General features: G+C 46.7%; 23 protein-coding genes. 13 read left to right on the top strand and 10 right to left on the bottom strand.

Annotation, left to right across the window (positions count from 1 at the left end; all coding sequences use genetic code 11):
• Positions 1 to 68: 68 nt before the first annotated feature.
• Positions 69 to 1,688 carry a 2-oxo acid dehydrogenase subunit E2 gene (locus tag AAAA73_RS00435; protein ID WP_340596170.1) on the top strand — a complete coding sequence of 540 codons (1,620 nt, stop codon included), beginning with the start codon at positions 69 to 71 and terminating at the stop codon, positions 1,686 to 1,688.
• A gap of 1 nt (position 1,689) precedes the next feature.
• Positions 1,690 to 3,114, top strand: a complete 1,425-nt coding sequence (gene lpdA, locus AAAA73_RS00430; RefSeq protein ID WP_340596169.1) for a dihydrolipoyl dehydrogenase — start codon at positions 1,690 to 1,692, stop codon at positions 3,112 to 3,114.
• 83 nt (positions 3,115 to 3,197) lie between these two features.
• Here the strand turns inward: lpdA and AAAA73_RS00425 are convergent, their stop codons facing one another.
• Positions 3,198 to 4,298, bottom strand: a complete 1,101-nt coding sequence (locus AAAA73_RS00425) for a hypothetical protein (protein WP_340596168.1) — start codon at positions 4,296 to 4,298, stop codon at positions 3,198 to 3,200.
• Positions 4,299 to 4,330: 32 nt separating this feature from the next.
• Entirely contained in the window at positions 4,331 to 5,611 is a 1,281-nt protein-coding gene (locus AAAA73_RS00420; protein ID WP_340596167.1) for an acetyl-CoA C-acetyltransferase, read from the bottom strand.
• 54 nt (positions 5,612 to 5,665) lie between these two features.
• Here AAAA73_RS00420 and AAAA73_RS00415 point away from each other — a divergent pair, with 54 nt between their 5' ends.
• From AAAA73_RS00415 to AAAA73_RS00405, 3 genes are all read left to right on the top strand, one after another.
• Entirely contained in the window at positions 5,666 to 6,238 is a 573-nt protein-coding gene (locus AAAA73_RS00415; RefSeq protein ID WP_340596166.1) for a TetR/AcrR family transcriptional regulator, read from the top strand.
• Between the two features lie 168 nt (positions 6,239 to 6,406).
• Positions 6,407 to 6,847: a GFA family protein gene (locus AAAA73_RS00410; RefSeq protein ID WP_445292012.1), complete on the top strand. Its 441-nt coding sequence runs from the start codon at positions 6,407 to 6,409 to the stop codon at positions 6,845 to 6,847.
• A gap of 165 nt (positions 6,848 to 7,012) precedes the next feature.
• The gene (locus tag AAAA73_RS00405) at positions 7,013 to 8,203 is read left to right on the top strand and encodes a clostripain-related cysteine peptidase (RefSeq protein WP_340596164.1); all 1,191 of its coding nucleotides are present in this window, start codon (positions 7,013 to 7,015) and stop codon (positions 8,201 to 8,203) included.
• Between the two features lie 55 nt (positions 8,204 to 8,258).
• Here AAAA73_RS00405 and AAAA73_RS00400 read toward each other — a convergent pair whose 3' ends face one another.
• From AAAA73_RS00400 to AAAA73_RS00375, 6 genes are all read right to left on the bottom strand, one after another.
• Positions 8,259 to 8,657, bottom strand: coding sequence for a hypothetical protein (locus tag AAAA73_RS00400; protein ID WP_340596163.1), 399 nt, complete (start codon positions 8,655 to 8,657; stop codon positions 8,259 to 8,261).
• A 190-nt stretch (positions 8,658 to 8,847) separates the two neighbouring features.
• Positions 8,848 to 10,455, bottom strand: coding sequence for a hypothetical protein (locus AAAA73_RS00395; RefSeq protein ID WP_340596162.1), 1,608 nt, complete (start codon positions 10,453 to 10,455; stop codon positions 8,848 to 8,850).
• A gap of 186 nt (positions 10,456 to 10,641) precedes the next feature.
• Positions 10,642 to 11,073 (bottom strand): BLUF domain-containing protein, encoded by a 432-nt coding sequence (locus tag AAAA73_RS00390; RefSeq protein ID WP_340596161.1) that lies wholly within the window; start codon positions 11,071 to 11,073, stop codon positions 10,642 to 10,644.
• Positions 11,073 to 11,495 (bottom strand): MaoC family dehydratase, encoded by a 423-nt coding sequence (locus tag AAAA73_RS00385; RefSeq protein ID WP_340596160.1) that lies wholly within the window; start codon positions 11,493 to 11,495, stop codon positions 11,073 to 11,075. Before AAAA73_RS00385 ends, AAAA73_RS00390 begins: the two co-directional genes overlap by 1 nt.
• 9 nt (positions 11,496 to 11,504) lie before the next feature.
• On the bottom strand, positions 11,505 to 12,821 hold the full coding sequence (locus AAAA73_RS00380) for a PhoH family protein (RefSeq protein WP_340596159.1): 1,317 nt from the start codon (positions 12,819 to 12,821) through the stop codon (positions 11,505 to 11,507).
• Between the two features lie 151 nt (positions 12,822 to 12,972).
• Positions 12,973 to 13,482, bottom strand: a complete 510-nt coding sequence (locus AAAA73_RS00375; RefSeq protein WP_340596158.1) for a PilZ domain-containing protein — start codon at positions 13,480 to 13,482, stop codon at positions 12,973 to 12,975.
• A gap of 93 nt (positions 13,483 to 13,575) precedes the next feature.
• Here AAAA73_RS00375 and AAAA73_RS00370 point away from each other — a divergent pair, with 93 nt between their 5' ends.
• Positions 13,576 to 14,478, top strand: a complete 903-nt coding sequence (locus AAAA73_RS00370) for an energy transducer TonB family protein (RefSeq protein ID WP_340596157.1) — start codon at positions 13,576 to 13,578, stop codon at positions 14,476 to 14,478.
• A 2-nt stretch (positions 14,479 to 14,480) separates the two neighbouring features.
• On the opposite strand, the gene msrB is transcribed toward AAAA73_RS00370, so the two are convergent.
• On the bottom strand, positions 14,481 to 14,894 hold the full coding sequence (msrB, locus tag AAAA73_RS00365; protein ID WP_340596156.1) for a peptide-methionine (R)-S-oxide reductase MsrB: 414 nt from the start codon (positions 14,892 to 14,894) through the stop codon (positions 14,481 to 14,483).
• Positions 14,895 to 14,984: 90 nt separating this feature from the next.
• On the opposite strand from msrB, the gene AAAA73_RS00360 reads away from it, so the two are divergent.
• The 7 genes from AAAA73_RS00360 to AAAA73_RS00330 all read left to right on the top strand — a co-directional run bounded on the left by AAAA73_RS00360 (position 14,985) and on the right by AAAA73_RS00330 (position 19,898).
• Complete coding sequence (locus AAAA73_RS00360) at positions 14,985 to 15,557, top strand: outer membrane beta-barrel protein (RefSeq protein WP_340596155.1); 573 nt, start codon at positions 14,985 to 14,987, stop codon at positions 15,555 to 15,557.
• Entirely contained in the window at positions 15,545 to 16,672 is a 1,128-nt protein-coding gene (locus AAAA73_RS00355; protein WP_340596154.1) for an aminopeptidase, read from the top strand. Before AAAA73_RS00360 ends, AAAA73_RS00355 begins: the two co-directional genes overlap by 13 nt.
• A gap of 361 nt (positions 16,673 to 17,033) precedes the next feature.
• Complete coding sequence (locus tag AAAA73_RS00350) at positions 17,034 to 17,645, top strand: RNA polymerase sigma factor (RefSeq protein WP_340596153.1); 612 nt, start codon at positions 17,034 to 17,036, stop codon at positions 17,643 to 17,645.
• Positions 17,646 to 17,669: 24 nt separating this feature from the next.
• Complete coding sequence (locus AAAA73_RS00345) at positions 17,670 to 18,134, top strand: hypothetical protein (RefSeq protein WP_340596152.1); 465 nt, start codon at positions 17,670 to 17,672, stop codon at positions 18,132 to 18,134.
• Positions 18,135 to 18,153: 19 nt separating this feature from the next.
• Positions 18,154 to 18,645 (top strand): hypothetical protein, encoded by a 492-nt coding sequence (locus AAAA73_RS00340; RefSeq protein WP_340596151.1) that lies wholly within the window; start codon positions 18,154 to 18,156, stop codon positions 18,643 to 18,645.
• Between the two features lie 6 nt (positions 18,646 to 18,651).
• Entirely contained in the window at positions 18,652 to 19,137 is a 486-nt protein-coding gene (locus tag AAAA73_RS00335) for a hypothetical protein (RefSeq protein ID WP_340596150.1), read from the top strand.
• Between the two features lie 110 nt (positions 19,138 to 19,247).
• A complete protein-coding gene (locus AAAA73_RS00330) occupies positions 19,248 to 19,898 on the top strand; it encodes a hypothetical protein (RefSeq protein WP_340596149.1) in 651 nt (216 codons plus the stop codon).
• Here AAAA73_RS00330 and AAAA73_RS00325 read toward each other — a convergent pair.
• Complete coding sequence (locus AAAA73_RS00325) at positions 19,895 to 22,000, bottom strand: hypothetical protein (protein WP_340596148.1); 2,106 nt, start codon at positions 21,998 to 22,000, stop codon at positions 19,895 to 19,897. The genes AAAA73_RS00330 and AAAA73_RS00325 overlap by 4 nt on opposite strands.
• Positions 22,001 to 22,019 lie beyond the last annotated feature (19 nt).

Here is a 22,019-nt window from a genome sequence, read left to right as displayed (position 1 = left end):
AATGAGCCCCCATCGCAATAGAAGGGAGTGTTTGATTTTAAAGGCTAATATTGAAAGGAACTCCCTGTATGGCAACTGATGTAAAACTGCCTGAACTTGGCGAAGGCGTCACTGAAGGTGAATTGGTTAAATGGTTGGTTCAACCTGGTGATTCTGTAAAAGCAGATCAACCTATCGCTGAAGTATTGACTGACAAAGCAACTGTAGAGGTTCCATCTCCAGTCGCTGGTACTGTAAAAGATTTGAAATTTAAACCGGGCCAGGTTGTTAAAGTTGGTTCGACGATGATCGCTCTTGATGCTGGTGCAGCTAAAGCGGCGGCTTCTGCTCCGGCAGCAGCGGCTCCAAAAGCAGCAGCTCCTCAAGCATCTGCTCCAGCTCCAGCAGCTGGTGGTAAAGCACAAGATGTAAAACTCCCTGAACTTGGTGAGGGTGTTACAGAAGGCGAACTAGTAAAATGGTTGGTTAAATCTGGTGACTCTGTAAAAGCGGATCAAGCGATCGCTGAAGTTCTAACTGACAAAGCCACTGTTGAAGTTCCGACTCCAGTAGCGGGCGTTGTTGGCGAATTGAAATTCAAAGCAGGCGACGTTGTTAAAGTTGGATCTACAATGATCACGCTTACAGGCGCAGGCGGCGCGGCAGCAGCTCCGGCGGCTCCAGCTCCTCAAGCTTCTGCTCCGGCAGCGGCTCCAGCAGCAAAAGCGGCAGCTCCAGTAGCTACTTCTTCTGCAGCGACAGCAAACGGCATCTTCCCGCCTGTTGCTGACTCAAAAGTTCTTGCGACTCCGGCGACTCGCCGTCTTGCTCGCGAGACTGGTGTTGATATCAACGGTCTTTCTGGTTCTGGTCTTGCGGGTCGTGTTACTCGCGAAGACGTTTTGTCAGCAGGTGGTGGTGCTGTTGCATCCACTTCTTCTGCAAAAGCTCCAGCGGCTGGTGGCATGACTATTCCAAGACCTGCGTACCAAGGCCAAGCCGGTGCTGCTGAAGAGCGCGTAGCTCTTATCGGTATCCGCAAACGTATCGCTGAAAACATGCAGCGTTCAAAACAAATCATCCCTCACTTCACTATCATGGATGAAGCCAAGGTTGATGCTTTGGTTGCGCTTCGTGAGTCTTTGAAAGACTTCGCAGAGAAAAACGGAACTAAGATCACTTATCTTCCAATCGTGATGAAAGCCATGGTTGCGACGATCCGTGAATTCCCAATGTTCAACGCTTCTATCGACGATGCTGCTGGTGAAATCGTTTACAAAAAATATTTCAACATCGGTTTCGCAGCTGACACTCCAACAGGTTTGGTTGTTCCAGTTATCAAAAATGCGGATCAAAAAACGATCTTGGAAATCTCTAAAGAGATCATCGACCTTTCTAAACGTGCCCGTGATGGCAAGTTGAAACCAGATGAAATGAAAGGCGCTTGCATCACTGTGACGAACATCGGTTCTATCGGTGGTACTTACGCGACTCCAGTGATCAACCACCCTGAAGTGGCGATCCTTGGTATGTACAAAATCGACGAAAAACCAGTTATCAAAGATGGCCAATTGAAAGCTATCAAAACGATGAACTACACAATGACTGCCGATCACCGTTTGATCGACGGCGCATTGGCTGCGAGATTCTTGGCTGCCTTCATCGGCCGCATCGAGAACCCAGGTAAACTAATGGTGGAGATGCTATAAGATGGCTCAAGCATTTGACGTAGTAGTAATTGGTGCGGGTCCTGGTGGTTATGTTGCCGCTATCCGCTCTGCTCAACTTGGTTTTAAAACTGCTGTTATCGAACGTGAATTCTTGGGTGGCGTGTGCTTGAACGTGGGTTGTATCCCATCTAAAGCGATGATCACTGCGACTCACCTTTTGCACAAAGCTCAACATAACTTCAAAGACATGGGCTTGATGATCAAAGGCGATATCAACGTTGATATGAAGCAACTTGTGAAGTGGAAACAATCCGTTTCAGACAAAATGTCCAGCGGTGTGGGTCAACTTCTTAAAGGTTACGGCGTAACTCACATTAAGGGCGACGCTGAATTCAAATCTTCCAAAGAAATCTCTGTTAAATCGTCTGCAGGTACTGAGTCTATCACGGCTAAGTACTTCATCGTGGCGACAGGTTCTCGTCCAATCGAAATCCCTGGATTCAAATTCGACGAAAAAGACATCTGCTCTTCAACTGGCGCATTGGCATTCGACGAAATTCCAAAACGCGTCGCAGTTATCGGTGGTGGCTATATCGGTCTGGAGATCTCTTCTTACCTACGTAAACTAGGTACTGAAGTGACTGTGATCGAAGCAATGCCTTCATTGCTTGCTGGTGTAGTTGATCCAGATTGCGCAAACATCGTTGTACGTAAGCTTGATAAAGCTGGCGTAAAAATCATGTACGGTGCAAAAGCTAAATCTCAGAAAAAAGCGAAAGACGGCTACGAAGTTACTGTTGAGATCAACGGTAAAGACGAAGTTGTTAAATGCGATAAGATCCTGGTAACTGTTGGACGTCGTCCAAACGGTGACCAAGCGAACTTGAAAGCTGCGGGTATCGCAGTTGACGAGCGTGGCTTTGTTAAAGTGGATGCTCAACGCAGAACGAACGTTTCAAACATCTTTGCTATCGGTGATATCTGTGGCCAGCCAATGCTTGCTCACAAAGCTTCACACGAAGGCGTATTGGTTGCTGAAGTTATCTCTGGCGCAAACCGCGTTTACGACGCGAAAACAGTTCCAGCAGTTGTCTTCACGGATCCAGAAATCGCATCTGCAGGTATGACTGAAGCTGAAGCAAAAGCGAAAGGTCACACTGAGCTTAAGATCGGTAAATTCCCATTCGGTGCTAACGGCCGCGCGGTCAGCATGATGGAAACTGAAGGCTTCGTTAAAATGATCGCTGATGCGAAAACGCATGTTTTGCTTGGTGTTCACATTGTTGGTCCTGAAGCTTCTAACTTGATCTCTGAAGCAGTTCTTGCGATCGAGATGGGTGCACGCATTGAAGACTTGGCTCTTTCAATCCACCCTCACCCAACATTGGGCGAGACGATCATGGAATGTGCTGAGGCGACTTTGGGTCACGCGATCCACATCATCCAAAAGCCTTTGAAAAAGTAAGTCTGCACTCCGACTCCGTCGGAGTATTTTCTTTAAATTAAATGCTAAAACTAAAAGGGAGTTCACACGAACTCCCTTTTTTTTTATAAGATATCGAGTGGATTGGTGGACTTGGGCGCCGAGGTTTTTTCCCGGCCAAACAGGATGTCGACTTTAATGTTGATCCAGGCCGTGGGCGTAAAGCCGTCTTCCAAACGCCAGGCATACAAAGGTGCTACTTCAAGGAAGATCCACTTCACACTTTTAAAACCGGTACGGTAAGTGAAGCCCACAGAATAAGAATCACCGTACATTTCCAATTCATAGGATCGAGTTCCGAAACGCAGATCCAATGAAAATAAACTTTTATCTTCGAAGCTGTAAATCCAGGAAGGTCCGTGAGTGGTTCCGAACACCGATGGGTTACTCATGTACCAGTTAGCTTCGTTCAAGAAACGGAACAGCAAATACTTGCTAAATGCGTAGTCCGAAGTCACAGAAGATTTACTGGCCCATAGCTCTTCCGAGTCCCAACCGATCTCGTTTTGCCAGTAGTCCACCCAATTATCAGTTAAATAGCTTCGCGAAAGACGAAGCTTCCCGAAATAAGCTGGCGGCCATTTCCACCGAACCCCGGCTTCTGATGAGAGGTCCCAGGGATTTTGTTCCTTAAACTCCTCCTTGGAAATCAGATCATCATCCAATACTGAACTGGGTGGCTGATCGGGACTGCGGCTCCAATAGTCGTTGAAGGCTCTTTCGCGCTCTTTTAGGTTTGGTAAACTCAACGTTAGGGACGTGGAGACAGAGTTATCATAACTCCCCTTAAGGGGATTATACTGGGAGCCCATGGAAATTTTTAAACTGCTTTTATAATACTCGTCCAAGGCGCGATCATTACCAAAAAGCCCATCGACCTTATTGGCAAGCAGGATCACACGATCCGAAACCAGATCACGGGAGCTTGAAATCATCTGCCCCGTTGCCGACATAAAGCCAGGATCGGAATCCCCATTGGATGACTTTTTACTTCTTTTTGATTGAGCTGGTTTGCGATTCTTCGGGGGCGATTTGGAATTTGAAATGTAATTTGAATTTGCCGCTTCTGTGTTACGAACTTCCGCGGCCCGAATATAAGCCGTAGGAATCAGCAGCATAAATATAATCAAACAATTTAAAATCACGCGACCTCTGCCACTCATCATATAAGATCAGTGGCAGTTGTCACGCTACAATACTATCTCTCTACAATCGCCGTGACGCCCATACCACCTGCTGTACAGATGGAGATCAGGCCTCGGCCGCTGCCTTTTTGTGAAAGCATTTTTGCCAAGGAAACAAGAATGCGCCCACCCGTAGCCGCAAACGGATGTCCCAAAGCCAAAGATCCACCATTGATATTCAATTTACTGCGATCAATGGAACCCAAGGCTTTACCAAGTCCCAGTTTTGTGCGGCAGTATTCTTCTGATTCCCACGCCTTCAAGGTGCACAATACCTGACCGGCAAATGCTTCATGGATTTCATAGAAATCAAAATCCTGCAAAGTCAGACCATTGCGTTCAAGCATGCGCGCGACCGCATATGTGGGAGCCATCAACAGCCCCTCGCCACCGACATAATCAACTGCTGCCACTTCGGCATCTGTTAAGTAAGCCAACACTGGCAAGTCATGCTTTTTCGCGAAATCTTCACTGCCCAACAAAACCGCCGATGCTCCATCGGTTAATGCAGTACTGTTACCCGCAGTCAGTGTTCCCGTGCCAGTTTTGTCGAAGGCTGGTTTAAGTTTAGCCAATTTTTCAAGTGTTGTATCCCCACGGACTAGGGTGTCCTTTTTCAGACCTTTGAAATCAAAGACAAGGTCTTTAAAGAATCCAGCATCCCAGGCTTTCGCGGCATTTTGATGGCTGGCTAAGGCAAGTTTATCTTGCTCCTCTTGAGAGATATGCCATTCCTTCACCATCAGCTCAGTATGCTGCCCCATGGACAGACCCGTGCGAGGCTCGACCACCACTGGGAATTTAGGTTTGATATCGTTGATAGAAAGCTTGGCGAATTTACCAAGACGACCCAACAAGGTTTTTTCCTTCTGCGCGTCCATCATTTTCCAGGTGAATTCATGCGGCAACACACCTTGGATATCACTGTTCGTGTCGGTGCCTCCGGCGATACCACTTTCAATTTGGCCAGCTGCGATTTTCAATCCGATTTGCCAAGCGGTTTCAAGCCCGGTACCGCAAGCTCTTTGCACATCATAGCCCGGAGTGTGCGGATCAAGACCGGAACTCAAAACGCTTTCTCGAGTCATGTTCCAATCGGCGGCATTCTTCATAACCGCGCCGGTGGAAACATCACCCAAACGAACGCCTCTGATATTGGTTTTATTAACCAAATCCTGCATTACGGCCGTCATCATTTCCTGATTGGAAGTACGGACATAGTTGGTCTGAGATTTTGTAAACGGAGTTCTGGAACCGGCAAGGATCGCGATCGGTCGCATTTGTTTTGTTTTCATACGTAGTCCTTTTCTGGCTTGATTACCTACCTACTGGTAGGTAGAATAACCCATATGAATGAAACAAAGCAAGACACAAAAATTCAAGCCATTGAAATTGCCAAAAATCACCTGCAATTACGCGGCTATAACGGCTTTAGCTTTCAGGACATCGCGGCCGAGCTCGGGATCCGCAAAGCGAGCCTGCATTACTATTTCGCCTCAAAGGAAGACTTGGGTCTGGCACTGATCACAGACTATATGCAGTCTTTTCAAATTTGGTCTGAAATGCACGAAGATCGTGAGCCTTTGGAGAAAATCAAAAAGTTTATCGACATGTACAACACGTTTTCGCAAGATGGCCTAAAAGTATGCCCGGGTGGAGTGTTTTGCATCGACTACAACACTCTTCCTACGAAATTGAAAAAATCAGTCTGCCAGCTACAAGAACAAATCCAAGACTGGCTTTCAGAAACTATCGCTGACGGAATTAAATCCAAAGCTTTCAAGGCCACCTTGAAGCCCAAAGAAACCGCCGTCCTGATCCACGCCACAACCCAAGGCGCATTGCAAATCGCCCGCATGCAAAACAATCCAAAGGCGATGAAGTCCATCTCGATGAACCTTGTTTCCCTGTTGGAAAGATAGAGCTCGCATCGTCAGTGCCTTTACTTTTCATTCTCTAACGCATCTCAAAACCGTTCGGTTCTGCAGTGCTTCCGCAAGTAGGACCTGGCACCTGCACAAAAACAATCCGAAGCCACTGCACCTGAAATGCCCTGCCGTGATAAAATCGCACGATTGCGCTAATTTTCCATGATGGAGGGCTTTATGGTGCGAGGCAGTTGCCTATGTGGCGGAGTAAAGTTCGAAATAGAAACCGTGACTGGTCCATTCGAACTTTGCCATTGCAGTCGATGTCGCAAAGTGACCGGATCAGCTTTTATGCCCGCTGTCGGCGTCTCCCGAAAAGGATTTAAGTTCATCCAGGGACAAGATCTGATAAAAATCTACGATGCTCCCGTCAGAAAAGAACCACCAGGATACAGAAGCATTTTCTGCGGAGTTTGCGGCTCCCCTGTGCCGGACCCGAATGATGACTCTCCATTTTTCGAAGTGGCGGCAGGAGCTCTGGATGATGACCCTGGGTTGAAACCAGATAAGCACATATATGTCGAAGTGAAATCACCTTGGTTTCAAATCACTGACGACCTTCCGCAAATGGACGAACAGGCACTATTAAAACACCGAAATTGAAATGGTTATTAACGCATATCAAAACCGTTCGGTTCTGCGGTGCTTCCGTAAGTAGGACCTGGCACCCCTCCCCAGACCAAGGTCCTGAACAATTGTGAAGACATGATGGCAACCCGCCACTGGCAGTGCTAATCTGCAAAAACCCCCATTTTTCACGGAGGAAAAATGAACCATCTTTTGCGCGTTTTTGCAGTTTGCATACTTACCCTGGCATCGTCATTTGCCTCGGCAGCTCCCCAACAAATCAAAGAATGGAACATGTTGGTCTTTTTGAACGGCAATAACAACCTCGACAGTTTCGGCCCGATGAACATCAATCAAATGGAGCAAATCGGCTCAAGCAACGACATCAACATTTTGGTGCAATGGGCTTCCGAGCGCAGAACCGATGTCACTCGTCACTTGGTTGTTAAGGATTCCAATACCAATCAAGTCACCTCCCCTGTTGTGCAAAATCTGGGTGCGGTCGATATGGGTGATTGGAAAGAGCTGGTTAAGTTTGTTGAATGGGCTAACCAAAACTATCCGGCAAAAAGATACTTCATCGTGGTTTGGAATCACGGCGGAGGATGGCATCTATTGAACGTGCCCGGCGTGATTCGCCCCATGGACATTTCTTATGACGATAACACTGGCAATCGCATCACCACTGAACAACTGGGTCAGGCAATGGCGGAGTCTGCAAGAATCATCGGCCACAAAGTGGACGTGTATTCTTCTGATGCGTGCTTGATGGGCATGATTGAAGTGGCCTCCGAGATGGCCGATTCAGTTCAGTATTATCTTGGCTCCCAGGATGTCGAGCCGGGTGCTGGCTGGCCTTACGCAAACTTCCTTGGCAAATGGACAGAAAACCCATCCATGACTCCTGCAGAGGTTTTAAAACTGCATGCAGCTGAATATCTGGCGGCTTATAACGGTGGCGTTTATGGCCACCGCCGAGTGACCATGTCGGCTTATGATTTGTCTCAAATTGATAACTACGAAAAAGCCCTGAAACAACTGTCTTCGGAACTGCAAACACTGAACGACGGTGAGATTTTCAAGGTGGCCCGCTCTGCCAAGAATGCAAAGCTCTTTACGAACTGGGACTACCGCGATGTTTTGGATTTTGTCGATTTGGTTTCCCGTAACGGAATCACCACTCCTGCGATGCAGACTGTGCGTGATGCTCAAAGTAATTTTGTTATTACCAATTCACAAAATCAGGATAACCGAACTTACGGTGTTTCTATTTGGCTTCCGACGGGATCAAACTCTTCTGACTACAGCGGCTATATCGAGCGCTATCACGGCTTAAAGTTCAACCAACGCACCGGTTGGGCAGATCTGGTCACAAAGCTTCAAGGTAAATAAAAAAACAAAAGGGACCGCAAGGTCCCTTTTGTTTTCAATCTAAGATCCGGATTGATTAACCCGCTAACAATTCAAAGAATTCAGCTTTAATCCAGCCACTCTTACAAGGCCCTTTGTATTCCTGACGTTTAGGAATCGGCGAGCTCACACCACAATCCTGTCCCTTTTTGCCATAAATGATACCGATGAACCTTCTGTCTTCACTTGAATCACAGGAAGACACAAATGTATTCACATCAACTTTATCAAATTCCATTTTTCCGTCTTTGATAGATACCAGCGACGTCGTAGCCAATACCACTCCGTAACCACCGCAAGCATCAAATTCAGCTTCTCCACCGACCATGACATTGCCAGTAATAGAAGCCGGCTTTCTGTTCGCATCTTCCTTTTTCTTCGCTTCAGCCACAGTCACCCCAAAAACCAATGCGGTCGCAACTAGCATTTTAAACATCGAAATCCTCCACGTTTGTTTGTTTATTTATTTATGCTAAGTTGCACAAAACCCATTCGCAATAGAGACAGACCAATTAATGGTTACCCCCAGGACACCATGCACGCAAAGTTAACTGCTGAATCCGAAAAAAGAAAAGCCCGGCTTAGACCGGGCTTTTCAGTTTTGAGAAATCCATTTCCCTTGGTTATTATTTTACGCAAGAGTAGTAAACTTTGTATTCGCCTTGTGGCAGGTCATTCGAGAAGACCATATTCACACCACTTACAGTGAATGCGCCAGAGTAAGGCTGACCATCTTTCAATACTGTCACGGCTTTAGTGGCATCAACCACTGGAGCACAAGTCAGAGTGAAAGTTTTCAAAGTTTTACGGATACCATCTGCGATACCAGTAACTTGAGCCGCGTAATCCGCCGCACACACGTCACCGATCACACCGCCAGTAAGTTTAGAGAACTGTTCGTAACGGTAACCGTAAGCGTAACCATTTGTGGACTTACAAGCTGTATCGCCTGGGCGAGTAATGATGGAGTGGAAGCTGAATGCTTTTTGACCACCATATGTTTGGCTCACGAAGTTCAACAATGATTGCGGATCATTTTTAGTACCGTTTTTAGATTCGTCTTCGTCAGAGATCACAAGTACTGAGAACTGAGCATCAGGGCGTACGAAGTTCACGTTACCACCAGTTTGTGATAGAGATCTTTCGATCGCACGGTAAGTCACGTAAACTGCCTGCTCGTCACCAGAACCAGTTTCGGTTCTTTGCAAAGTCGCACCCAACAAAGCTTGCGCTTCAGCGTCTGCCATTGCAGAAGTCAGGATGTAAGAACCTTTTTTACCAGTCAATTCAACCAAGCGACCGTCACCCAATTTCACATCACGTGGATCAGTCGTCGTAACTGCGATCTGCCAATCAAGACCTTTGATCACGCCCAACAGATTCTGAACACGTTTTGCCATGTTTTTCTGTTCGTATTCCATGGAACCGGAGTTGTCGATCACGATCAACAAGTCCACTTTTTTGTTTGGAGTAACTTGGACAGTTTGTACCAGGGATTTGTATTTAGATGACACTTCAAAAGTGATGGATTTTCCAGATGAATGAGCCAGTTTATCTGTTGCAGATACCGCCAATGTATAAGTCCCGGATACCATGCTTGGGATTTTGATTGCGTTGGTACCAGCTGCACAGGGTTTAGCAACACCTGCGAAGGTACAAGTCACTTTATCAACACCAGCACCAGCATCTGTTACTGTGAAAACGATTTCCACATTGGAACCCTCTTCAACAGTCGTGCTTGGATATTTGGAGAATACGATTTCAGGACCCAATTCATCAATCAGGATGCTGGCATTCAAACATTCAGACACACGGTTGTCGTAGTCTTTATATTGAACACTCAAAGTCACGTTTTGATTGGATTGAGTACTTTGGTACATTTTAGAATCCACGAAAGACTCCCATGTACCACCGGAACAATCAGAGCCCACAGAAAGTTTCAAATAGGCAGCTGAAAATACGGAAATAAATGAAAGCTCAAGGTTTGATGAATCCGTGATCTTTGCACCACTATTGATTTGAAAGACCGCTGATTCGCCAGCTGGCGGAGTCGGCGTTGGGCTTTCTTCAGGGCTTGGGGATGGCGTTGGAGAAGGTTCAGTCACTACGCTGAAATCACCGTTTGTGTTGCTGCCAGAGCCTGCACTACCAAATTCTACGCTACCTTGATTCTCGAGACATGCCGTAAGGGTAAAACTTATCGTTAGCAGTAGGGCCCATCCTAGATTCTTCATATCTATCGCTCCTCATGTGCGTGTACCTACACATTGTTGCGATATCTTCGGATGATTTTCAAAGCAATCTCACTATGGGAACACTTCGTAAAATACTTGATCAAAGATTGAAAATTCGCTGTAAAAAAGTTCGCCATTATTCGGGAAACTCAATACTGGCGCGGGTTTAACGTATATTCATTTGTACTATTGAAAATCAGGGGCGGCCGCACGGAACCTGCGCACCAAAGGCATAATCAGGGTTTTATGATTGATACCGCTGTCCAGACAGGCCTCGAAAAAATCCAGCAAATCCTTGGTGGTGTTCGCCTCTATATCCCCGTCCAAAAATGCCATGGACCAGTCACCGAATAAGCGGCGTTCGCTTTGAGTTTCGATTAGAACCTTCAGGTCAGTGTTTCGGTCGTCATTGCGAATGACATTTACCAGACCGCGAATCTTTTGCTCGTCATCGCATTCCAATACCTGAAGAAAATAGCCTTCCCGCAAAATCAAAACGCCCGAGATATTGTCGCGGGCGTTGTTTCTGCGTGATGAACTCAATATGTTACGAATGTCTGTGTAACTAAGACTGTCCGAAGCACGACTGACGTAGACAAGGTGAAATACCGAGCTCATTACTTCGCAATGGCGAAATCTTTCGCCATCATGATAACTGCCTCACCCTTAACAACCATGTCGCCATTTTCTTTTGTCACGTTTGTTTCCACAGTCGCGATGCCTTTTTCTTTGCGCATCGCTGTGATTTTGATGGTGATAGTGATCGTGTCATCAATGAATACCGGATTTACGAATTTCATGGATTGACCAAGATAAATACCGCCTTCACCGATGCACTCAACCAAAGCTCTGGAAATCAAAGCTCCGCAAATCATGCCGTGAGCGATACGGCGGCCAAAACGAGTTTTAGCCGCGTAAGCATCGTCCAAATGAATCGGGTTATGATCTCCTGACAATTCAGCAAACTGACGAACCATTTTGTCAGTCACTGTTACTGTTGCGGATTTCGTGAAACCTACATCTACATTTGGAACCTGCATCTCATACTCCTACATGATATTCGCTGCCAACTCTGCAAGTGGCGAACGTTCACCTTTAGTCAGGGTTACGTGTGCCGCAATTGCATGGCCTTTAAATCTTTCAACCGCATAAGTCAGACCGCTGTTCGCTGAATCGACATATGGATTATCAATCTGATAAACGTCACCAGTTAGGACAACTTTCGTCCCCTGACCAGCACGCGTAACAATTGTCTTGATCTCGTGCGGAGTCAAGTTTTGTGCTTCGTCAACGATCAGGTATTGCTTAGGAATGCTGCGGCCGCGAATATAAGTCAGCGGCTCGATGTTTAGCATCCCCTGATTGATCAATTCTTGAGCACGACCGGCAGCTTTTTTGTCCGCACCCATCAGAAACTCTACGTTATCGAAAATTGGCTGCATCCAAGGATTTAGTTTCTGCTCGATGTCACCCGGTAGGTAACCGATGTCGCGACCCATTGGGAAGATCGGACGAGAAACCAGCAATCTTTGATATTGGCCTTGATCCAAAGCTTTATGCAAACCCGCCGCGATCGCCATCAATGTTTTACCCGTACCGGCTTTACCCACCAAAGATACGAACATGATTTCGTCGTTCAGCAAGCAATCCAAAGCAAACGCTTGTTCAACGTTACGTGCATGGATGCCCCAGATAGAATCAGCAGCTTGAACCAAGGGAACGATCGCTTTTTCAGCGTCACTGTAACGACCGATGGCAGAGTGATTTGGATTCGATGAATCCTTCATAATCACATATTGGTTGGCATACAGTTTTACATCCGTCACAAAACGCTTTTCTTTATAGAATGAATCAATTTGCGCAGGAGTGATCGCGATCTCTTGGTAACCTTCGTACAAATCATCACGGTTGATATCGTTCGCATCGTAATCCGTTGCGACCACACCGTAAACGTCAGCTTTGATACGAAGATTGATGTCTTTCGTGATCAATTCAACTTTATAGCGAGGATGTTGTTTTTGCAGAGCCAGAGCCGTATTCAAGATACGGTTGTCAGCTTTTTGCGCGTCCATCTCTGCCGGCATACCTGCAAGCATGTAGTCCGTATTGATGTACACCATGGTTTCGGTGTTTTCGATCTGAACACCGCTGGCCAAAGAGCCCTTACCACGAAGTACGTCGATAAAGCGGCTGAACTGACGGGCATTTCGACCGTTTTCACCTTGGTCACGTTTGAATCTGTCTACTTCTTCAATAACGGAGATAGGAATGTGAACGTCAGCCTCACCGAAGCGCATGATCGCCTGGGAATCGAACAGGATCACGTTGGTATCGACGACAACTTTTCTGCGTTTTGCTTTGCTCAAGGACAACCCTCCGTAGTGAGAGCCTGAAGGCTCTAAAAAAGACCATGGGATTTGCTGGCATCCTAGCCTGCGGTGAACCCCACAGCTAAATTGCAACAAATCCCACGACCAAAGTCTACGGAAAAGGTTTTCCTGACTGAAATATTACTGACTAAGAAATATTAGAAACTTGCACGTCACCTGAATCGGTTTTCAAAGACGCACTGACGTTTTCGATGAATTTCACAAAATGATGAAGTGCAACATCGTTTAAAGTGCCTTTTACAAAATTGGCACCGTGACGGATTGTACCTTCATCTTCAATAGCACGAATATTTGAAACATTGATAGTGAATGGGAAGTATGTGGAGTGATTCAGGTACACACGCATTGCGACCTCTTCATCCAATTGGAAACTGCCCTCTTGAGCCTCCAAATCAAACGCCAAACCATTTTCAGAAATGTCGTACAAAGCGACTTTCATTAAACCTTGCTCAGGAAGTACTACAAACGCCCCCACGAACTCTGTCAAAATGGTGCGCTTCACATCACGACGCTCACGGCTCAGCATCTCTTGGCGAGCCTCTGTCATATCTAAGATCTCACCTTTGCTGCCTTTGTGGCCAATTTCCAAAGAATTCTGAGTTCTTAGGCGTGTCGTAATGTCTAAAACTTTCCCCATTTAATCCCCCTGTCAGATAAAAGCTTATCGGCAGAAAACGTTTCAACTTTAGCCATCTTGCACTTTGGTCCAGTTCCGGCTTAAAATGAGACAATGAAGAGGATTCACGCGTATATATTCGTAACCATGGCAATCAGCTTGCTGCTGCATCTGGGACTTATCACCGGAGTGATTGTCTTTGCGCCCATGTTCGAAACGCCGAAGGCAGAGACCATTGAAATCAGCCTGGCTCCTCCGCCGCCTGCGAGTAACGCTAAAAACCCCAAAAAATCACAACAGATTGTTCGTCAGGCATTGGCTCCGGATAAAATCAAAGCCCCTGATGATGAAACCATGGCCCGCTTTCTTTCAGAGCAGCGCCAGCGCGTGATCAAAGAGATGCAATCCTCCCATTCCGGCATGACGGAAAATCGCACGAACACTTCGACGCTGCCAAAGCCGGCTACGGACAAACCGAAACAGCAGGCTCAACAAAAAACAGAAGTCGATAAATCTGAAGTGGATAAAGACGGCTACCGCGTGGTCGACGCCGCGAAAGAACTGGCGGCGATGAATGCCCTGAATCAGGGGCAGTCCACAGTGGGTGAACTTCTGCCTACTGACGTGAGTATTGGTTCGTTCACGGCATTGAATACCGATCGCTATTTGTTCTATTCTTTTTATGCCCGCATCGAAGAACTGGTTCGCTATCGCTGGGAATCCCGCGTGCAAACGGCCATCAACGGTATGGATCCTTCAACAGCGATGGGCATGAGCCGCCGCAATTGGAATACTCAAGTTGAGTTTTTGCTGGATAAGCGCGGCTTTTTGCAAAAAGCGATTGTCCTGAAAGAATCCGGAGTTAAGAACTTTGATGCGGCAGCCGTCAACGCTTTCCGCGAAGCCCGCGTTTTCCCGAACCCTCCGCAAGAGATGATCGAGGAAGATGGCTTCATTCACCTGCGCTATACTTTCACAGTGAATTACGCGCCACCTACTTTGGTTAACAGCCGCTAAGATTATTTTTTAGGTACAAATCTAAGAGCTCCCGAATTGATGCAATATCGCGTGCCCAGTGGCAGAGGACCATCATCAAAGACATGGCCCAAATGACCGTTGGAATCTTTCGCACGAATTTCAATGCGAATCATGCCGTGGGAAAAATCCGGCTTCTCGACAACCACATCCGGTGAGATCGGCTTGGTGAAACTGGGCCAGCCACATTCAGAATCAAATTTATCATCGCTGGAAAACAACGGAACCCCGGAAATCGCATCCACATAAACTCCAGGCTCAGTATGATTCCAAAATGAATTGCGAAAGGGTGATTCTGTACCATTCTCGACCATGATCCTGTACTGTTCAGGAGTCAGCAGTTTCTTTAGTTCTTCTTCGCTTTCGGGCAATCCACATTTTAATACTTTTTCATTCATAGGACCATGGTAGGACTTCTTGCGGTTTTAGTCCAGACACCAGCAGATTTCATGTCACTCACCACTAAGCCTTGGTAATATCAAAGGAATATGAATAGATTTTTAATCGGCACACTATCGACACTTTTGCTTTTGTTTTCATTTTCGGCTCAGGCAATTAACATCGAGCTTGGTGCCCAATACGGATACAAAACTCAGTCTTACGACTCCAACAACTACAATCAAATGGAATCCATTACTGGCTCCTTGTCATTCTACCTTTGGGAACGAATAGCGCTGGAGTTAAGCTACACCGATGCAAAATCCGTTGTTGTATCAAAGGCCTTTACTGCGGATCCAAAGCGTACAACCATTCAAAATTCCCAGATCCTGGGATCCGATTTGATTTTGATTCTGGCGGACAAGAAAGCCTTGTTTCAACCGTATATCAAAGGCGGCTTGGCGCAAATCAATCGTAAGCAGACCATTAAAATTGAAAACCAAGACACCTACGAAAATGAACCCGAAAGCGCCATTGCACCTTCATATGGCGTTGGCTTAAAAGTTGCGTTGACCCAATCAATGAGTTTGAAATTTAGTTATGATATCTGGCAGACTCCAATTGGTGGCGATTCCAAAACAAATGACTCCGCTATTCGCGCGGGATTAACGTGGATGCTTTAAAATACACTCTTCTGTTGTTTCCCCTGCTGACCGGATGTCAGATCAGCTATTTAACCAGCTCTGCCTACAATCAAATGAAATTACTCAATGCCCGAGTTCCAATTGAACAGGCCTTGAAAGATCCCGGCATTTCAGAACAGGAAAAAAGCAAATTGGAGCTGGCCCAGAAAGCCCGTGCTTTTGCCGAAAACGATCTGCATTTAAAGCCAACTGAAAACTACACGTCTTATGTAAAGCTGGATCGCCCTTACGTCACCTATGTGGTCAGCGCTGCCTACAAATGGGAGTTGAAGCATTATCAGTGGTCATATCCTTTTGTCGGAAAAATGCCTTACAAGGGCTACTTCAATGAAGAGTCCGCCAAAGAAGAGGAACAGGAACTGCAAAAAGAGGATTTGGATACTTTCATGCGCGGAGTTTCCGCCTACAGTACGCTGGGCTGGTTTAATGATCCGTTGTTAAGTTCCATGCTTCGCTATAAGGATTATGATCTGGTCAACACGATCATTCACGAAACCGTTCATGCGACCCTCTACATCAAAGGCTCCGCCGACTTCAATGAACGCCTGGCGATGTTTCTGGGAAACAAGGGCGCCGAGATGTACTACAAAAAATTTGAAGGTGAAAACTCCCCGACACTGAATGAAATCAAAAAGAACAACGAGGACGACCGAGTCTTTTCAAAGTTTATTTCCGCAGAACTGAAAGATCTGGAGACTTGGTATAAAAACATTCCCGCATCAGAGCACTCCGAACGAATCCGCATGAACCGTATCAAAAGCATTCAGGAAAAATTCACCGCCCAGGTGCTTCCGAAAATGCAGACCAAGAACTACGAAAAGTTCGCGACCACACCCATGAACAACGCCCGACTGCTGGTTTATAAAACCTATCTCTCAGATCTGGCCGACTTCGAGACCCTTTACCAACAAAGTGGCAACAACTTCCAGGTCTTCATCGAACGCTGCAAGTCTTTGGAAAAAGAAAAAGACCCTGCCCAGAAACTGAAGGACCTTATTGGCACAGCAAATGAAAGTGAGCTTCGCGCCAATAATCCGTCAGCGGAATCCCAACTGGACCAAAAGAAAAAAGAATCCAAAATACCTACACACTAACGCGCTGATGCGCGCGAAAATCGAAAATTGAAAATGGCCGGGGCGTTTCGCTACCGAATGTTTATTCTATTTATTACCGCGGCATTCCACTTAATTTCGTCATTTCGAAAAGAACGACGAGCCGGTGTTTGATCCATAACAAACTCTTATGGCTGCTATAACAAATTCCTAAAAAGATAAATTAAATCATATATTTAGAGCCACTTTGACTCTGAAAATCTGGCACTCAGATTGCTATAAGGAAAGGTGTAGGTACTTCGGTTTGGGGGAACGAATTTACGAAGTACTGAAGGGGGGCTGCAAGGCCTTCTGGGAAAAAAATTCAGGAAGTTAACCGAATTTATACAGAAGCGAGTCTAATATGCAGAAAGATCTAATTGGAATATCGGATCTTGAACTGGTGGAAAAAGTTAAATCTGGTGACAGACGCTTTTTCTCCGAACTCGTGAAACGACATCAAAGAAGTGTGCTGCGCTTGAGTTTAAGATTCATGAAGGACATGGACGCCGCAGAGGACGTTACTCAGGAAGCTTTCATCAAAGCTTACGAGAAACTGAATTCCTTTGAGGGGCGCGCTTCCTTCAAAAGCTGGTTGTTCCAGATTGCCGTGAACACAGCTCGTAACAAGCTTCGCGAATTCAAAAGAGACACTGTCGATTTTGAAAACGTGAATTTGGCAGTGGACGCGGAGGCTGAAAACACTCTCGTTCACACGGCGGTGGCTGACATCCTTCAAAAAGAAGTAGACAAGCTGCCAATGAAACAAAAAACAGCTTTGGTTCTGCGCGTGTACGAGGATCTTAGCTTTAACGAAATTGCTGATATCATGGAGTGTCCATACGATACAGCCAAGGCAAACTACCGCCACGCCTTGTTGAAGTTGCGCCAGACTTTTGAGGAACAAGAAGACCTGAAAAGATGGAATGAAGATGTTGGTGGTTTTTTCCAAACTTATGCTGAAGCAGAAGGATAACATTAGATGGATCAAAGAGAGAGCATGAATCGTTTGGACCAGGTCCGCAAGAACCTCAAGTCGAATGACGACCTTGATGTTCCCATGAGCGATGATTTTTTTAATCGGCTTCATGACAAAATCATGTCTGAAGTCGATAAAACTGAAATGGCGCCCCCTCCCGTACTGATGCGACCGCGAAATATGCTTAGAGCACATTGGCGCGGTTGGCTTTATCCTACCGGCGGCTTGATGTCTGTCGTTTTGGCGACAGCGATCCTGGTTCCCCATTTCTCAAAAGTCTCTCAAGGTATGCAGCGTGCAGGGCTATTTAGCGATGGACGCGAACGCATTGTCATGGAAGCGGTGTTGTCACCTGAAGACTTGTCCCAGACTTTAATCTCCAGTCAGACGGATTCTGACTTTTTTGTGGACGTTGCCCGCGAATCATCTGAAAATTTCAGAGTAGCCAAACTCAATAAAATTGTAGGTGGTCGAGCGACTCGCTGATCACCATCGGGTGATTAACGTGCGTCGAACCTTCTTGATATTTATTCTATCAGCTTTCGTGACTCAGCCCCTGGCTGTTTTCGCTCAAGGCAAAACCGTTGCCAAGCGGAACCAGCTTGAGGAGCTGATGATCTGGAAAATGAGTGATGAGTTGAAACTTTCGGCGACGGAAGAAAAAACGTTTTCAGCCATCATCAAAAATCTAAATACCAAAAAATCAGACTTAAATCGCTCTTTGCAAAGCTCCCTGGAATCCATGGTGAACACCAAAGACTCAAAAAAGCGCGAGCAAGAGTTCCTGCTCTATAAAAAAACATTGCAAAGCTTCAACAAGGTCAGCGAAGAAGAACTGGATAAGTTGAAACCATTGCTGGGCACAGAACGCACGATTCAATATCTGCAAATCAAACAGGACCTTGCGACAAGAATCAAAGCAACCTTGACCAATCCGGATGCTCCGATGAAAGATGACAAGAAGCTATTGCCGGCTCCCAAAGTGATCATCGAGTAAAATACCATGTCATTGCAGCTTTCATTTTCGGTCGCCGATAAAACGACGACTCTCAAACTCAACGGAACTTTGAATGAATACTCTTCCGCCCTTGACGGTGTTGAAGTGAATCCGCAGTTTGATTTAAATCTGGATTTGAAAGACCTGACGGCCATCAACTCCTTGGGTATCCGAAATTTCCACTCCTGGATCTACAGCATTGAATGCCAACGACTACGTCTGTTTCACTGTCCCCGTGTTTTTGTGAATCAGCTGAATCTGGTCGACGGATTTTTGCCACCGAAAACTGAAATTGAAAGTTTCTTTGTACCCTACTTCAGTGAAAGCACGGGCGAGGAAATGAACGTTCTTTTCACCAAGTTTTTAGAGTACAAAAGCATCGCTGGGAAAACGAAAATAAATTTCCCGGTGGTAACGAATGCTCAGGGAAATTCCATGGAATTAGACGTCATGCCAGATCAGTACTTTCGATTTCTGGATACGTACAACTAATTTGAACGACATGGAACACTTGGGCCGTGCAGATTTTACGGCCCAGCGCACTATTTAATGCAAAACTCACAATTGTGTGGCGACATAGCAGTTTGATTCAAGGTGGTTCTATGTCTCTGGTACGTACAATTCTGATTTCAGCACTTTTGATGGTTTCTTCGTTTTCTGCATTTGCAGGTGATGAACTTCTTAACGGCGGCGATGTTATTGAATGCCCCAGCTATGAAGTTCCGTTCTATTTGTCTTTGGATCTATATGAGGGACAGGCGATCTACAAACTGACGCCGATTGATTTCACGGGCATAAAAGACTTCCGCCTGATTTTAAAAAACCTGATCAATCGAATTGCGTCTTTCGATGCGACTCGCGCTAATTTGTACCGCACTTACCTTGAATCCTTTGAAAGAGACTCCCGTTTTGTTTCCGGGACAGAGTTCGGCGACATTCGCGATGAAGGTGGAGTGATCGCCATTCCTTCAGGATGTCAGGCCAAACAAGCAGCAGCACAATTTCGTTCACAAACTCCTGATGGCATCAAATACCTGTTCAATGCCACTCTATGGGCACGCATGAGTCCATCAGTTCAAGCCGGTCTGGTTATGCATGAGTTTATTTATCGTGAAGGACTACTACCAAAGAATAACTTTAAAAACTCTCAACGAGTCCGTTACTTCAATGCGTATGTGCACTCTTCCAACATGGTACAAGGCACGAAGGCTGACTATGCAAATGCGTTGAGCTTCACTGGATTTAAACACTAATAGCCGCGGAAGAACCACAGTGATGAAGCAAGTTGCTTCAAGTAAGTTGTGCCGGTGCTACCGGCTACGTTACCGGTACCACCAGAAACGTTTAGCGTTCCTGAGTAGCTTCCGGAATAATAGATAGCAATACGACCGCCACCGCCGCCACCGCCGTTATTGGTGCCATCGAAGCCCGAGCCACCTTTGGCAACAATTCCATCAGTTACCGAAGTCAGGTTTTTTGTCTGAATCCAGATACTTCCCCCAGAACCACCACCGCAACGATTGGCATCAATTTTATCTGAACCCGATGCAGACAAGACCGCACCCGTGTTGATCGTTAATGTGTTACTAACAATAAATTTCAATGCTCCGCCACCAGTTCCGGCTAAAGTTGGAGAGGTACAACCACCGCCACCGGAACCCAAGTCCACGGGCGCAGTATTCGACCCATAAGTAGTTCCTCCCGCAGCACCGCTGCCCCCGGAACCACCGGCACCGCCGTAGCCACCACCACCGCCACGAGTCCCATTGGAAGTACCTTTACCGGTTCCTGTATTCTGTCCTTGCCCATCAATTGCGGTGACAACCGCATTACTGGCAAGAGTGACGTTGTTATAGGAGTAAGTTCCGTTTTGAATTGAACTTGTGACCGGAAAAGTTAAGTCATTTGCTGTTGTATTAATGAGAACTACCGATCCAGGAAAAGAACCGGGCTTCCAGCCTTTGGCACCTACGCTTACATCATAAGTTAACGAAGAGCTGATCGTATCTGAATAATAGATAGCGATTCTGCCTCCGGCCCCTGCGCCTCCCCATTCATTGTTCGAGGAATCCCAGCCACCCATGCCGCCGACCGCACTAATGGACCCGGAACCAGCCACGGATTGAGCGATGATCCAAATACTGCCCCCTGAGCCGCCACCCGGATAATAGGTGTCCATGTACCACCCACTGCATCCGTCTGACTCCAGATAGCCATCGACAGTGAGAGTGCCAGTCAGGACAAGCTTGATGGCACCGCCCCCTCTGCCACCGACCGTATTATTGGCGTTAGTACCACCGCCAGAGCCTTGTGTTATTGGCTCAAGCATACTTCCATAGGTCCCACCACCCGCGACAGCTGCGAAACCGCCACGGCCGCCATGGCCGGCACCACTTCCAAACTCATTGTATGTTGCGCCGGCACCGCTGCCGGCCTGAGGTTTGCCGCCATGGCAATCATTCCAAAGTCCCCCGCCACTTTGTATTGTCACATTTCTAAAACCGTATGTTCCATTGGGAATCGTGGAATTCGTTTTAACCAGCAGATCATTGTTCGTGTAGTCAATCCACCAAACTGATCCTTCTGAACTTTGGCCGTACGCATCTGACGTTCCGCCCGTGGCAGTTGCCGATCCGGTATAACTACTTACGGAGTAGTGAATTGCAACCCTTCCACCACCACCGGCACCTTGAGAACTCGCACTATTTGATCCATTGGCGCGAATGTTTCCGGCACCTGCTAAAGTGTTAGCTTTAATCCAAATGCTGCCACCAGAGCCCGCCCCGCCTTTAACACCGGCGGCCGTTGAGTCGGTACCATTCATTCTGATAGTACCAGTCACTGTCATCGTTCCTGAGACGTCAAACTTGATTGCTCCACCGCCTGCACCAGCACTGGAATTCGCTTTTCCCGGGGACCCTAAGGTGGTCGGATACAATGGGTCGCCATAAAGATCACAAGTATCCACCACTGATGGAAATCCTCCGAAACCGCCGTGACATCCACCTCCGGCACCGCTGCCCGTAGGGGCAGCAACCCCCGCACCAGGAGCCGGAGTCGTCGTATAACCAGCTCCATCACCAGTGATGGTACCTGAAACCGTGACAGTATTGGCATTGATGATCACGCCTGTTCCAGCCGCAGTATCACCTTGGATGGTCAAAGTTCGACTGGAGTTAACGATAAGAGTTGTGAAAGTATAGGTCCCTGGAGTCAAGGTCACAGACCCGGTGATCGTGACGATGCCTGAAGCTGTGTAATCGCCGGGAGTTTTGGTCACACCGGTCCAGCTCTCATCTGCATGAGAAAACGCAGAGACAAATAGAACTGAGAAGAAAACTAATAACACGTTCAAACCAAACCCCAACTTTATC

It is taken from the genome of Bdellovibrio sp. GT3, assembly GCF_037996765.1.
Taxonomy (GTDB): Bacteria; Bdellovibrionota; Bdellovibrionia; order Bdellovibrionales; family Bdellovibrionaceae; genus Bdellovibrio.
Note: the sequence above shows the minus strand (reverse complement) of the source record. Positions and strands in the feature narration are given on the sequence as shown.

Excerpts from the sequence above, each read along its gene's own strand:
- AAAA73_RS00395 (WP_340596162.1), bottom strand. The coding sequence starts at position 10,455 with ATGAAGAATCTAGGATGGGCCCTACTGCTAACGATAAGTTTTACCCTT.
- AAAA73_RS00370 (WP_340596157.1), top strand. The coding sequence starts at position 13,576 with ATGAAGAGGATTCACGCGTATATATTCGTAACCATGGCAATCAGCTTG.
- AAAA73_RS00425 (WP_340596168.1), bottom strand. The coding sequence starts at position 4,298 with ATGATGAGTGGCAGAGGTCGCGTGATTTTAAATTGTTTGATTATATTT.
- msrB (WP_340596156.1), bottom strand. The coding sequence starts at position 14,894 with ATGAATGAAAAAGTATTAAAATGTGGATTGCCCGAAAGCGAAGAAGAA.
- AAAA73_RS00360 (WP_340596155.1), top strand. The coding sequence starts at position 14,985 with ATGAATAGATTTTTAATCGGCACACTATCGACACTTTTGCTTTTGTTT.
- AAAA73_RS00420 (WP_340596167.1), bottom strand. The coding sequence starts at position 5,611 with ATGAAAACAAAACAAATGCGACCGATCGCGATCCTTGCCGGTTCCAGA.
- lpdA (WP_340596169.1), top strand. The coding sequence starts at position 1,690 with ATGGCTCAAGCATTTGACGTAGTAGTAATTGGTGCGGGTCCTGGTGGT.
- AAAA73_RS00410 (WP_445292012.1), top strand. The coding sequence starts at position 6,407 with ATGATGGAGGGCTTTATGGTGCGAGGCAGTTGCCTATGTGGCGGAGTA.
- AAAA73_RS00335 (WP_340596150.1), top strand. The coding sequence starts at position 18,652 with ATGTCATTGCAGCTTTCATTTTCGGTCGCCGATAAAACGACGACTCTC.
- AAAA73_RS00415 (WP_340596166.1), top strand. The coding sequence starts at position 5,666 with ATGAATGAAACAAAGCAAGACACAAAAATTCAAGCCATTGAAATTGCC.
- AAAA73_RS00375 (WP_340596158.1), bottom strand. The coding sequence starts at position 13,482 with ATGGGGAAAGTTTTAGACATTACGACACGCCTAAGAACTCAGAATTCT.
- AAAA73_RS00435 (WP_340596170.1), top strand. The coding sequence starts at position 69 with ATGGCAACTGATGTAAAACTGCCTGAACTTGGCGAAGGCGTCACTGAA.
- AAAA73_RS00390 (WP_340596161.1), bottom strand. The coding sequence starts at position 11,073 with ATGAGCTCGGTATTTCACCTTGTCTACGTCAGTCGTGCTTCGGACAGT.
- AAAA73_RS00345 (WP_340596152.1), top strand. The coding sequence starts at position 17,670 with ATGAATCGTTTGGACCAGGTCCGCAAGAACCTCAAGTCGAATGACGAC.
- AAAA73_RS00350 (WP_340596153.1), top strand. The coding sequence starts at position 17,034 with ATGCAGAAAGATCTAATTGGAATATCGGATCTTGAACTGGTGGAAAAA.
- AAAA73_RS00385 (WP_340596160.1), bottom strand. The coding sequence starts at position 11,495 with ATGCAGGTTCCAAATGTAGATGTAGGTTTCACGAAATCCGCAACAGTA.
- AAAA73_RS00405 (WP_340596164.1), top strand. The coding sequence starts at position 7,013 with ATGAACCATCTTTTGCGCGTTTTTGCAGTTTGCATACTTACCCTGGCA.
- AAAA73_RS00330 (WP_340596149.1), top strand. The coding sequence starts at position 19,248 with ATGTCTCTGGTACGTACAATTCTGATTTCAGCACTTTTGATGGTTTCT.
- AAAA73_RS00400 (WP_340596163.1), bottom strand. The coding sequence starts at position 8,657 with ATGTTTAAAATGCTAGTTGCGACCGCATTGGTTTTTGGGGTGACTGTG.